The sequence below is a fragment of the Streptomyces asiaticus genome (assembly GCF_018138715.1).
GTDB lineage: Bacteria > Actinomycetota > Actinomycetes > Streptomycetales > Streptomycetaceae > Streptomyces > Streptomyces asiaticus.
This window is the reverse complement of sequence record NZ_JAGSHX010000001.1, coordinates 111,396-123,381: the sequence shown is the minus strand read 5'-3', so window position 1 is coordinate 123,381 and position 11,986 is coordinate 111,396. Positions and strand designations below refer to the sequence as shown.

Below are 11,986 nucleotides of genomic sequence, written 5' to 3'. Positions count from 1 at the left end.
CGACCGAAATCCATCCCTTCATGACGCACCTCCGCCCATCCGACGTTTACGGGCGCATGAGGACCTTTATCGCACCGTCCTCCTTGCGCTGGAACATCTCATAGGCCTGAGGTGCCTCCTCCAGCGGCACACGGTGGGTGGCGAACCCGTCGACACCCAACGGGTCGTCGTCCGTGAGCAGCGGGAAGATGTCGTCGGCCCAGCGCCGCACGTTCGCCTGGCCCATCCGCAGCTGGATCTGCTTGTCGAACATGGTCATCAGCGGCAGCGGATCGGCCATCCCGCCGTAGACCCCGCTGAGGGAGATCGTTCCGCCGCGCCGCACCAGCGCGATGGCCAGCCGCAGCGCCGCCAGCCGGTCGACCCCGGCCTTCTCCGTGAGCTTGGCGGCCCATTCCCGTGGCAGCAGACCCGTGGCCCGCTGGGCGGTCCGGCCCAGCGGGCTGCCGTGGGCCTCCGTGCCCACCGCGTCGATGACCGCGTCCGGTCCACGGCCGCCGGTGGTCGAGAGGACGGCCTCGACCAGGTCCTCCTGGCGGGAGAAGTCATTGAGGTCATGGACCTCGACGCCGTCGGCGCGCGCCCGGCGCAGCCGTTCGGGGACAAGGTCCACGCCGATGACCCGGTCGGCCAGCCCCTGGACCTTCGCCACCCGGCAGGCCATGAGTCCGATGGGCCCCAGCCCCAGGACCGCGAGCGTGCCGCCGCGCGGCACCTCCGCGTACTCGACCGCCTGCCATGCCGTGGGCAGTACGTCGGACAGATAGACGAAGCGGTCGTCGTGGACTCCTTCGGGCACCTTGATCGGGCCGTACTGGGCCTGCGGCACCCTCAGATACTCCGCCTGGCCGCCGGCCACCGCGCCGTAGAGCTTGGTGTAGCCGAAGAGCTCCGCCCCCATGCCGTGCTCGGCGACCTGAGTGGTCTCGCACTGCGTCGGCAGACCGGAGCGGCACATCCAGCAGTGCCCGCAGGCGATCTGGAACGGGACCACCACGCGGTCGCCGGGCTTGATGTGCGTCACCTCCGGGCCGGTCTCCTCCACGATGCCCATCGGCTCGTGGCCGAGGATGTCGCCGGGGGTCATGAATGGCGTGAGCACCTCGTACAGATGCAGATCGGACCCGCACAGCCCCGTGGTGGTGATCCGGACGATCGCGTCCGTCGGCTCCTTGAGGATGGGATCGGGGACCGTCTCGACCCGCACATCATGTCGGCCCTGCCAGGTCACTGCTCGCATCACCGCATCCCTTCGCCGTAGTCGTCGGAATGATCTTCCGAGGGCCGTTGCGGGTACCCCGGCGCATCCGGCCGAACCGCCGACGGGACCATGGGCGGCGCCGCCGCCGGTCAACCAGGTCCACGAGCCGGGCCGTCTCCTCGGCGATCGCGGCCGGCTCGGCGCCCGCGGTGCCCAGCACGGCCAGGCACGCGCCATCGGCCAGCACCGCGACGAAGAGGGTGCCCGCCGCCATCTCAATCATCGTCCGCCGGGACGGGCCGCCGCGCCCCCGGCGCCCGGCGCTCGCGGCGATGCCGTGGAATCCGGAGGCGACGGTGGCCAGGTGCTCGGCCTCATGGCGGGAGAGCCCACCGGACGCGCTGACGGTCGCCCCGTCCCGGGAGAGCACCACGGCATGGCGTACGCCTAGGGCCCCGGCCACCAGATCGTTCAGGATCCGGTCGAGATCGGCCATGGAGCGTGCGGCGGTGCTGCGCGGCTTGGTCATGGGCGGTCTCCCTCGGTCGGGATGCGCCGCGCCGGGCGGCGCTCCAGGTGTCCCCCCTGAGCCAGGGACGCTAGACCCGGCGGGGGCGCACATTGAGGGCGCATTTCGGAACCTGTTGAAAATTGACAGAGTCAGATGCCAGAGCGATCGATGAGCGTCCGAATCTGCACTCAAAGCGGGCGTAGGCTGCTTGCCCAGCGCAGTGCTTCACCGTCGTATCCAAGGTGTCCCGAGGAGTTTCCGTGCCACATGAGTCCTCCCGTGGAAACAGTGCGGCCGACGTACGGGACTTCTTCACCCCCAGGGCGGCCGACTGGGACCGCCGCTTCCCGGGCGACGGCCCCGCATACGCGGCCGCCGTCGCCGACCTCGGGCTCCGCCCCGGGGACGCGGTACTCGACGCGGGGTGCGGAACGGGGCGTGCGCTGCCCGCGCTGCGCGCCGCGGCCGGCCCCGAGGGGACCGTTCTCGGCGTGGACCTCACGCCCGCCATGCTGGACGCCGCCCTGCGCGAGGGCCGGGACGGCTTCGCGGGCCTCGCCCTCGCCGATGTGGCACGGCTGCCGCTGCGCGACGGCTGCCTGGACGCGGTGTTCGCCGCCGGGCTGATCTCCCATCTCTCCGACCCCCGCGAGAACCTGCGCGAACTGGCCCGGGTGGTGCGCCCCGGCGGGCGACTCGCGCTGTTCCATCCGGTGGGGCGGGCCGCTCTCGCCGCCCGCCACGGCCGCGCTCTCACCCCCGACGACCTGCGGGCGGAGCCCCAGCTGCGGCCGTTGCTGGCGGGCTCCGGATGGCGGCTGGAGTCGTACACCGACGAGGACACACGCTTTCTGGCACTCGCCGTCCGCGAAGCCGGCTGAGGACCGGTCCGGCCGGCCGAACGGCCGGCCCGAGCGGACCGCTCAGGGCCGACCCGCGACCGCCGCCGCGACCCCGGGGGCGTTGTCGAACATCACGTTGTGCCCCGCTCCGGGTCCGAGTGCGGACCGTCAGGATCGCACCGGACACCGGTAATACATCGGGAGCGATGTATTGCGCTTACGAGGTACAGCGGTCATGCGGCACAATGCGGCCATGCTCGAACTCGCCATCCTGGGCTTCCTCCACGACGCCCCGCTGCACGGCTATGAGTTGCGCAAGCGCATCGCCGCGCTGACCGGACATGGGAAACCCGTGGCCGAGTCCACCCTCTACCCGGCGATCAAGCGGCTGGAGAAGGCCGGTCTGCTGGCCCGGCGGACCCAGCCGGGCGCGGGGGCCGCGCCCCGGCACGTGCTCACGCTGACCGCCGAGGGGCAGACGGAGCTGCGCCGCCGTCTCGCGCATCCGGCGGACGTCGACATCACCGACGAGAACCGCTGGTTCACCGTGCTGGCGTTCCTGCGCCACCTCGACGACCCGCCGGCCCAGGCGGAGGTGCTGGAGCGCCGGATGGCCTTTCTGCGGCAGCCGTCGAGCTTCTTCTACGAGGGCGGCCGTCCGTTGCGGGCCGAAGAGGTCGAGGATCCCTTCCGGCGCGGCATTCTCACCATCGCCCGGGCCACCAGCCAGGCCGAACTGTCCTGGCTGCGGCGCACACTGGACACGCTCCGGGCGGCGACCGACGACCGATGACCGACCGCCTCCCGATGTCTCGACTCCGTGGCTACTGGGTGGTTAAGGTGCGCGACGACGGATCGCTCATCGGATCCGCATGCGCAAGAGGAGGCTGTCGTGCCCGCCACGGAGGAGTCACGCGACGAGGCGCTGTATGTGCTGACCGCGGTACTGCTGACACCCGCTCAATTCCCGAGCGTGCTCGGCGACGACTATCCCGAGGCATGTGCCGCGCTCGGGCTGGAGCCGTACGACACCGGCTACGGACTGGTGCTGGGGCAGGACGGCGGCGGCGCCCGCTGGACGGTGGTCACCGACGATGTGTCGCTCGTGGCCATCGCCATCGCGACCTGGGACTGCGGTATGGAGTACGCCCTGGCCATCGAAGACCGTACGGTGGTCGCCTCGCTTCCCGGCTGGCCGCTCGCGGTGGCCGTGGCCGCCCCGGGCGTACCGGCTCCTCATGATCCCGCGCCCGGCCCCGGGGAAGACGTCTCCCGGGCGCCGCTGTCGCCGCCGGACTCCGAGCGGTGGGGCCCGGCCCAGCGGCGGCTGGGGGCCGATGAGATCGCGCTCCAGTGGGCGATCTGGCGTGAGCAGGTCGACAGCGATGTGACGTTCGTTTCTCCGGGCGAGAAGCCGCACGGGGGCGTGCGGCGGGTGCTCGAGGAGGCGCGCGGCTATCTGGACTCGCCCCCGCCGCTGGGGCGGATCCGCTCGGCGTTCGCCTCCGGTGACGCGCGGACGCTCCGGGCCGACGGGCCGGGCTGGAGCATGGTGGCGCGGACCGACGACATCGCGTTCGTGCTGCTGGACGACGCACCGGGCGAGGTGCTGCCGGTCGGCCGCGGTCCCGAGCTGCCGGGGCTGCTGACGGCTCTGGACAAGCTGGCCGTACGGCCGCACTGAGAGCTCGACGCCCTGCCCCTCCCGTACGGGGTCGCTCAAGGGCGCCGTACGGGGTCGGTCAGGCACGCCGACCCTCGTGACCGCGCACCCTTACGGTCGCTGCGGCCCTCTCCGTCCGGGCCGGGACGCCGCACCGGGCCTCAGCGGAGCCCCCAGGGGGCATGGCCGCTCCCCCGGCCGGCCGGGCCCGGATCGGGGTCGCGGGCGGTCCGCGATCGGTACTGCACGGTCACTCCCGGGTGCGCTCCGCCCACGGCCCCTGGCCCAGCCGACCGCCTTGCGCGGCCGCGCTCGGCGGCCCGGCCGCTTCAGCGGCCCAGCTGCTTACGGGTGACCCTGTTCAGCCTGCGGCGCTGGGAGGGGTCCAGCAGCAGATAGGCCGCCGCCGGCACTCCCACGATCACCAGCAGCGCCGCCCAGAGGGGCAACACCCAGAGCAGGATCACACCTGCCACCACACCACCGGTGGCAACCTTCGCGCGTGTGGACATGTCACCCGCCTCCTTCACGGCCCATAGCCGCACTCACTCCACACAACGGACACCGACGGCGCCCGGTTCCTCCCCGCGCCGTGATCCTGTACCCTCGGGCGGCCGGGCTCGACTAGTCAAATTTGAGGAACGCTCAGCGCTGTGACACCACCCTCCGCGGCAACACCCTCCGACATCGCCGAACTCTCCCGCCGCACCGCCGTTTTCCTTCCCGGTGACCCGGCACGCACCGGCCGGATGGCCTTCTGGCGGCCGGACGGCACGCCTCCTTCCGGCCCCGCCACCGACTCCGCCATCGGCTCCGCCGAGGAGCTGACGGTCGTCGTCCCGGTGGACGGCGCCGATGACGGTCCCCATGACGACCCGACCCACCCCGGCCCCACCGGCCTCGACGTCCGGACGCGCACCGTAAGGGCGCTCGTGCTGCCCCTGGGCGAGGCACTGCCGGTGCTCACCCGGGCCCGGGCGCGGGCCGCGCAGGCCGCTCCGGGGCAGTGCGACCCCGCCACGGCCTTCTGGGGCGCCGCTGCCGTACTCGCCCTCCAACTCGCGGCCCGCGGAAGGCTGCTGCCCGGGCTCAGCGCCACCGACCACGACGCCTGGCGCGTCGGCCCGCTCACCCCCGACGATCTGGCGCGGGTGCGCGAGCTGGCCGCCGCCATGCCGCCCACCGCGCACGCGACGCCGCTGCCCGTCTCCGGCCCGGTGCTGCTGCCCGAGCCCGAGCGGCATCTGCGGGCATTCCTGGACGCGGTGGCGGACGGGCTGCCGCGCTCGCCCGCGGCGGCGCTGGCCGCGGGCGGCCCCGCCTTCGCCGCCCCGGCACCACGGCGGCTGCCCGAACAGCGTGCCTGGGCCGCCGACGTGGCCGCCGGGCACGACGCGGGGGTGCGGCTCTCGATCCGTATCGAGCTGCTGCACGGCGTCGGTGGGAACGGTAAGGCGGACGGGCCACACTTCCGCGCCGTCCTCCAGCTGCACAGCCTCACCGATCCGGCGCTGGTCGCGGACGCCGCCGAGGTCTGGGCGGGCACCTCGCCCATCACCCCGGCCCTCGGTCCGCGCGCCCGTATGGACGCCCTGCTGACCCTGCGGCGCGCGGCCCGCGCCTGGGCGCCGCTCACCCCGCTGCTGTCGGCGGCCGTGCCCGACGCACTCGACCTCGCCGACGAAGAGGTCACCGAGCTGCTCGGCCCGGCTGCCGGGGCGCTGGACGCCGCCGGGGTCCAGGTGCACTGGCCCAGGGAGCTGGCCCGCGGGCTCACCGCCCGCGCCGTCATCGGCCCGGACGGCGACGACGAGGCTCCTGACGACGCCGGGCCCCGGTTCCCCGCCTTCCTCTCCGCCGACGCGCTGCTGCGGTTCAGCTGGCGGTTCGCCGTGGGCGACCAGGAGCTCACCCGCGCCGAGCTCGACGGCCTCGCCGAGGCCAGCCGGCCGGTGGTACGGCTACGCGACCAATGGGTCCTCCTCGACCCCGAGGCGGCGCGCCGCGTCCGGGACCGGCAGGACCGCAAGCTCACCCCCGCCGACGCCCTCGGTGCCGTCCTTACCGGTCGCACGGAGGCCGACGGCGCCGACGTGGAGGTGCGGGCCACCGGCTGGCTGGAGGCCCTGAGGGACCACCTCGCCGACCCCGAGGGGACCGCCGGTGCCCAGCGGGCGTCCGTGTCCCAGCCCTCCGCCCTGGCCGCCACACTGCGCGACTACCAGCTGCGCGGCCTGGACTGGCTGGTCCGGATGACTTCGATCGGCCTCGGCGGCTGTCTCGCCGACGACATGGGGCTCGGCAAGACCATCACCCTGATCGCCCTCCATCTGCACCGTATGGACATCCCCGAAGCCTCCGGGCCCACGCTGGTGGTCTGTCCCACCTCGCTGATGGGCAACTGGCGGCGCGAGATCGAGCGATTCGCGCCGGGCACCCCGGTGCGCCGCTACCACGGCTCCGCGCGCAGCCTGGACGGCCTTGACGACGGCGAGTTCGTCCTCACCACCTATGGCACGATGCGGCTCGACGCCCAGCGGCTGGCCGAGGCCGGGCCGTGGGGCATGGTGGTCGCGGACGAGGCGCAGCATGTGAAGAACCCGTTCTCGGCGACGGCGCGGCAGCTGCGCACCATCGGCGCGAAGGCCCGCGTGGCGCTCTCCGGAACCCCCATCGAGAACAACCTCTCCGAGCTGTGGGCGATCCTCGACTGGACGACGCCGGGCGTGCTGGGCACCCATGGCGCGTTCCGCAGGCGCTACGCCCAGGCCGTGGAGAGCGGAAGCGACCCCGAGGCCGCCGCGCGGCTGGCGAAACTGGTCCGCCCCTTCCTGCTCAGGCGCCGCAAGTCCGACCCCGGTATCGCCCCCGAGCTGCCGCCCAAGACGGAGACGGACCGGGCCGTCGCGCTCACCAAGGAGCAGGCCGGGCTCTACGAGGCGGTGGTGCGCGAGATCCTCGCCGAGATCTCCGGCACCGGCGGCCTCGTCCGGCGCGGGCTCATCGTCAAGCTCCTCACCGGTCTGAAGCAGATCTGCAATCACCCCGCGCAGTATCTGAAGGAGGACCGGCCGGTGGTCCCCGGGCGCTCCGGCAAGCTGGAGCTGCTCGACGAGCTGCTGGACACCATCCTGGCCGAGGGCGCGAGCGTCCTGGTCTTCACCCAGTTCGTCCAGATGGCGCGCATCCTCGAGGGCCACCTGGCGGCGCGCGGAGTGCCGGCCCAGCTGCTGCACGGCGGTACGCCGGTGGCGCGGCGCGAGGAGATGGTGCGGCGCTTCCAGGACGGCGAGGTCCCGGTGTTCCTGCTGTCGCTGAAGGCGGCGGGCACGGGGCTCAACCTCACCCGGGCCGGGCATGTCGTGCACTACGACCGCTGGTGGAACCCGGCCGTCGAGGCGCAGGCCACCGACCGCGCGTACCGCATCGGCCAGACCCAGCCGGTGCAGGTCCACCGCATCATCGCGGAGGGGACCGTGGAGGACCGCATCGCCGCGATGCTGACGCGCAAGCGGGAGCTGGCGAACGCCGTGCTCGGCTCCGGCGAGGGCGCGCTGACCGAACTGACCGACTCCGAGCTGGCGGAGCTCGTGGAGCTGAGGGGGGCCGAACGATGAGCGGTACCGAGTCCGAGCGCACCTTCGCCGCACTGCCGCCCGCCCGTGGCCGCGGCTTCGCCCGCACCTGGTGGGGGCAGGCGTGGCTGAAGGCCCTGGAGGACACGGCGCTGGACGGCGAGCAGCTGAGGCGCGGCCGCAAGCAGGCGCGCGAGGGAGCGGTCGGCGCGGTCTGCGTACGCCCCGGCCGGGTCACCGCCGTGGTGCGGGACCGCGACCGCACGCCTTACCGGTCCGATGTACTGCTGCGGGAGTTCACCGGCGCGGAATGGGACCGGCTGCTGGAGGTGGTCGCGGACCGCTCCGGCCATATAGCCGCCCTGCTGGACCGCGACATGCCCCCGCAGCTGGCCGAGGACGCGGCGGCCGTGGGCGTCGAACTGCTGCCGGGGATAGGCGATCTGGAACCGGAGTGCGGCTGCGAGGCGTGGGACCACTGCCCGCACACCGCGGCGCTGTGCTACCAGCTCGCCCGGCTGCTGGACGAGGATCCGTATGTGCTGCTCCTGATGCGCGGACGCGGGGAGCGGGAGCTGCTGGACGAGCTCCAGGTGCGCAGCGCGGCGCGGGCCGCCCGGCACCTTCCACGGGTGGCGGAGGACGCCGCTCCGCCGGCCGCTCCCCCGGCCCCGGAGGGCGTACCGGCCCGGGAGGCGTTCGCCGCCCCCGGGCCGCCCCCGCTGCCCGAGCCCCCGCCCGCCGTCGCCGCGCCCGGCCGCCCTCCGGCGCTGGCGGGCGGCACGGAGCCGGCCGAGGGGCTGGACGTGGCCGCGCTGGAGTTCCTGGCGGCGGACGCCGCCGTACGCGCCCAGCGGCTGCTGGCCGAGGCGCTCGCACCCGCCCACGCCACCGCCCCGGTCCCGGCCGCGCTGACGGTGTGGGAGGACACGGTGCGGCTGACCGCCGCCGGTCCCCCGGCCCCGATCGCCGCCCGGCTCGCGGTCGGCTGCGGGCGCGACCGCACCGATCTGGCGCGGGCCGTCCGCGCCTGGGAGCACGGCGGGGCCGCAGCGCTCACCGTGCTGGAGGAGGAGTGGACGCCGGACGCGGAGGCCCTCGCGCGGGCCCGCGCCCAGCTCGCGACGGCTTGGGAGGGGGACGAGCGGGCGCCCCGGCTGCGCGCCGTGACGAACCGCTGGACGGTGGTGGGCGCCGATCTCCAGGTGCGCTACGGACACGACGGCCGCTGGTGGCCGTACCGCAGGGAGCGCGGCCGCTGGTGGCCCGCGGGCCCGGCCGGACTCGATCCGGCGGCGGCGCTGGCCATGCCCGGCTCCGACGGCTGACGCGGCGCACGGCCGGTACCGGTGGCGGTATCCCTCCGCCACCGGTACCGGGCCTCGGGCCTCGGGCCTCGGGCCACACAGGAGGTTCGCCCGATCCCGATGGTGCTGCCGGTGGTAAGGAAGGCACGAGGCCCGGCCTCAGGGAAGTAGCGGGCCCGGCTGCCCGTACGGAAGGGGTGAGGTCCGGGCCGTCGCCCCGGCTCGCGGGGCGGCCGAATACGCCTCGCGGGCCAGCCCGTACGAGCTGCCGGCCACGGTTCGGCGTTGCCCCGTCCGATGCGGCCGGTGACCGTGAACGAGACAAGCCGAAGATCCAGCCGGAGCGAGGAGCCGGCCACGCCGAAGGCAGCCGGGCGGCAACCTTTGGGTGGGCCGTGGAGACCGTAAGGCGTCAACCCCCTCGGCACGCCTCCACGGGACGGAGTCACCGACCATGACCCTCAGTCCACGGCGCCCCCGGCGCCGCCGCCCCGCTCCGCTCATCGGCTCCCTGGCCCTGGCCACCGGCGTCGGGCTCGTCGTCGCCCCGGCCCACGCCGCCACGCCCACGGCCGACACGCCCACGACCGCGGCGGCCACCCTCGTGGTGGCCAAGGACGGCAGCGGCGCCCACACCACCGTGCAGGCGGCCGTCGACGCGGTGCCGGCGAACAACCCGTCCACCGTCACCATCTCCGTCAAGCCCGGTACGTACCGCGAGACGGTGAAGGTGCCCGCCAACAAGCCGCACATCCGGCTGGTGGGGACCACGAGCAGCAAGAACGACGTGACGATCGTCTACAACAACGCCTCCGGCACCCCCAAGCCCGGCGGAGGCACCTACGGCACCAGCGGCAGCGCGACCGTGGCCGTCGAGGCCGACGACTTCCAGGCCCGCAACCTCCAGTTCGTGAACGACTTCAACGAGGGCAACACCAGCATCACCGACAAGCAGGCGGTCGCGCTGCGCACCGCGGGCGACCGGATCGTCCTGGACAACATCGGCGCGGTCGGGGACCAGGACACCCTGCTGCTGGACTCGGCGAGCAAGGACAAGGTCGGCCGGGTGTACGTCAACAACGCCTGGATCCAGGGGAATGTCGACTTCATCTTCGGCCGGGCCTCCGCCGTGATCAACAAGTCGGCGATCCGGCTCGTCAAGCGCTACGACGGCAGCTCCGGCGGCTATGTCGCGGCGCCCTCGACGGCGGCCGGGAAGAAGGGCTTCCTGTTCATCAACAGCAACATCACTGGGGATGTCAGCTCTCGGTCGTTCTCTCTCGGCCGTCCCTGGCACGCGGGCGGCGACGCCAGTCTCGATCCGCAGGCGATCGTTCGCAATACGGATCTGTCAGCGGCGATCAAGACCACACCGTGGACGGACATGAGCGGCTTCTCCTGGAAGGATGACCGCTTCTCGGAGTACAAGAACACCGGCGCCGGTTCCGGTGCGGCGAGCACGGACCGTCCGCAGCTGACCGACGCCCAGGCCGCGGACTACGAGATCGCCGACTGGCTCGGCGGCTGGCAGCCGTCGTCCTGAGCGGTCGGCTGCCGGAGTCCTGAGCCGGTGAGAGCCCCGGCCGCCGGTCCCGTCGGGGGGCGGGACCGGCGGCCGGACACGGTCAGCCGGGCCCGGTCAGCCGCGTGCGGCCAGCAGATGGTCCATGGCCAGCTGGTCGAGGCGCTCGAAGGCCATACCGCGCTCGGCGGCCGCCTCGACGTCGAAGTCCTCGAAGGCGGTGCGGTCCGCGAGCAGCGCCGCCGGGGTCTCGCCCTCGTCGAGGGTCGGCAGGCCCAGCTGGTCCAGGCGCGAGGCGCGCAGCGCCTCCTGGACCTCGGGGTCGGCGCGGAAGGCGGCCGCGCGCTCCTTGAGGATGAGGTAGTTGCGCATGCAGCCCGCCGCCGAGGCCCAGACGCCCGAGATGTCCTCGGTGCGCGGGGGCTTGAAGTCGAAGTGGCGCGGGCCCTCGTAGCCACCGGTCTCCAGCAGGTCCACGAGCCAGAAGCCGGCCCGCAGATCGCCCGCGCCGAACCGCAGGTCCTGGTCGTACTTGATGCCGTTCTGGCCGTTGAGGTCGATGTGGAAGAGCTTGCCCGCCCACAGCGCCTGCGCGATGCCGTGCGGGAAGTTCAGCCCGGCCATCTGCTCGTGGCCGACCTCCGGGTTGACCCCGTACAGCTCGGGCCGCTCCAGCCGCTCGATGAAGGCCAGGGCATGGCCGACGGTGGGCAGCAGGATGTCGCCGCGCGGCTCGTTGGGCTTGGGCTCGATGGCGAAGCGCAGATCGTAGCCCTGCTCGGTGACATACGCGCCGAGCAGGTCGAACGCCTCCTTCATCCGGTCGAGCGCGGCGCGCACGTCCTTGGCGCCGCCGGACTCGGCGCCCTCGCGGCCGCCCCAGGCCACATAGGTCTTCGCGCCCAGCTCGGCGGCGAGGTCGATGTTGCGCATGGTCTTGCGCAGCGCGTAGCGGCGCACATCGCGGTCGTTGGCGGTGAAGGCGCCGTCCTTGAAGACCGGATGGGTGAAGAGGTTGGTGGTCGCCATGGGCACGGTCATTCCGGTGGCGTCCAGGGCCTGCCGGAAGCGCTTGATATGCGATGCGCGCTCGGTCTCCGAGGCTCCGAAGGGGATGAGGTCGTCGTCGTGGAAGGTGACGCCGTACGCGCCGAGTTCGGCGAGCCGGGTCACGGACTCCACGGGGTCGAGCGCCGGGCGGGTGGCGTCCCCGAACGGGTCCCGGCCCTGCCAGCCGACCGTCCACAGTCCGAAGGTGAACCTGTCCTCGGGGGTGGGGTTGTAGCTCATCGCGGCTCCCTCGCCTATTTCGTCATGGCGCTTTACAAATTAGTATGCGCGAGCATTCCGGGGAAGCCCCGTACA

Annotated in this window: 10 protein-coding genes; 6 read left to right on the top strand and 4 right to left on the bottom strand. The window is 73.2% G+C overall.

Annotated features, from left to right (window positions below; translation table 11 throughout):
• Positions 1–46: 46 nt before the first annotated feature.
• A complete protein-coding gene (locus KHP12_RS00480) occupies positions 47–1,240 on the bottom strand; it encodes a zinc-dependent alcohol dehydrogenase (RefSeq protein ID WP_037957230.1) in 1,194 nt (397 codons plus the stop codon).
• A complete protein-coding gene (locus KHP12_RS00475; protein ID WP_211831217.1) occupies positions 1,209–1,730 on the bottom strand; it encodes a roadblock/LC7 domain-containing protein in 522 nt (173 codons plus the stop codon). Before KHP12_RS00475 ends, KHP12_RS00480 begins: the two co-directional genes overlap by 32 nt.
• Positions 1,731–1,972: 242 nt before the next feature.
• On the opposite strand from KHP12_RS00475, the gene KHP12_RS00470 reads away from it, so the two are divergent.
• From KHP12_RS00470 to KHP12_RS00460, 3 genes are all read left to right on the top strand, one after another.
• Positions 1,973–2,593 carry a class I SAM-dependent methyltransferase gene (locus KHP12_RS00470; protein WP_211831216.1) on the top strand — a complete coding sequence of 207 codons (621 nt, stop codon included), beginning with the start codon at positions 1,973–1,975 and terminating at the stop codon, positions 2,591–2,593.
• A 214-nt stretch (positions 2,594–2,807) separates the two neighbouring features.
• Positions 2,808–3,347 carry a PadR family transcriptional regulator gene (locus KHP12_RS00465; protein WP_037957324.1) on the top strand — a complete coding sequence of 180 codons (540 nt, stop codon included), beginning with the start codon at positions 2,808–2,810 and terminating at the stop codon, positions 3,345–3,347.
• 99 nt (positions 3,348–3,446) lie between these two features.
• On the top strand, positions 3,447–4,238 hold the full coding sequence (locus KHP12_RS00460; RefSeq protein ID WP_037957222.1) for a hypothetical protein: 792 nt from the start codon (positions 3,447–3,449) through the stop codon (positions 4,236–4,238).
• 308 nt (positions 4,239–4,546) lie between these two features.
• Here the strand turns inward: KHP12_RS00460 and KHP12_RS00455 are convergent, their stop codons facing one another.
• Complete coding sequence (locus KHP12_RS00455; protein ID WP_037957219.1) at positions 4,547–4,729, bottom strand: tail-anchor membrane protein; 183 nt, start codon at positions 4,727–4,729, stop codon at positions 4,547–4,549.
• A gap of 141 nt (positions 4,730–4,870) precedes the next feature.
• On the opposite strand from KHP12_RS00455, the gene KHP12_RS00450 reads away from it, so the two are divergent.
• The 3 genes from KHP12_RS00450 (at position 4,871) to KHP12_RS00440 (ending at position 10,642) form a co-directional block, all read left to right on the top strand.
• On the top strand, positions 4,871–7,834 hold the full coding sequence (locus KHP12_RS00450) for an SCO1167/SCO6262 family helicase (RefSeq protein WP_210608717.1): 2,964 nt from the start codon (positions 4,871–4,873) through the stop codon (positions 7,832–7,834).
• The gene (locus KHP12_RS00445) at positions 7,831–9,120 is read left to right on the top strand and encodes an SWIM zinc finger family protein (protein ID WP_210608718.1); all 1,290 of its coding nucleotides are present in this window, start codon (positions 7,831–7,833) and stop codon (positions 9,118–9,120) included. The genes KHP12_RS00450 and KHP12_RS00445 overlap by 4 nt, the downstream gene beginning before the upstream one ends.
• A gap of 433 nt (positions 9,121–9,553) precedes the next feature.
• Positions 9,554–10,642, top strand: a complete 1,089-nt coding sequence (locus KHP12_RS00440; RefSeq protein ID WP_208653078.1) for a pectinesterase family protein — start codon at positions 9,554–9,556, stop codon at positions 10,640–10,642.
• A gap of 96 nt (positions 10,643–10,738) precedes the next feature.
• Here KHP12_RS00440 and xylA read toward each other — a convergent pair whose 3' ends face one another.
• Positions 10,739–11,911, bottom strand: a complete 1,173-nt coding sequence (gene xylA / locus KHP12_RS00435) for a xylose isomerase (protein WP_037957206.1) — start codon at positions 11,909–11,911, stop codon at positions 10,739–10,741.
• Positions 11,912–11,986: the final 75 nt, after the last annotated feature.

Excerpts from the sequence above, each read along its gene's own strand:
- KHP12_RS00465 (WP_037957324.1), top strand. The coding sequence starts at position 2,808 with ATGCTCGAACTCGCCATCCTGGGCTTCCTCCACGACGCCCCGCTGCAC.
- KHP12_RS00445 (WP_210608718.1), top strand. The coding sequence starts at position 7,831 with ATGAGCGGTACCGAGTCCGAGCGCACCTTCGCCGCACTGCCGCCCGCC.
- KHP12_RS00480 (WP_037957230.1), bottom strand. The coding sequence starts at position 1,240 with ATGCGAGCAGTGACCTGGCAGGGCCGACATGATGTGCGGGTCGAGACG.
- KHP12_RS00440 (WP_208653078.1), top strand. The coding sequence starts at position 9,554 with ATGACCCTCAGTCCACGGCGCCCCCGGCGCCGCCGCCCCGCTCCGCTC.
- KHP12_RS00455 (WP_037957219.1), bottom strand. The coding sequence starts at position 4,729 with ATGTCCACACGCGCGAAGGTTGCCACCGGTGGTGTGGTGGCAGGTGTG.
- KHP12_RS00475 (WP_211831217.1), bottom strand. The coding sequence starts at position 1,730 with ATGACCAAGCCGCGCAGCACCGCCGCACGCTCCATGGCCGATCTCGAC.
- xylA (WP_037957206.1), bottom strand. The coding sequence starts at position 11,911 with ATGAGCTACAACCCCACCCCCGAGGACAGGTTCACCTTCGGACTGTGG.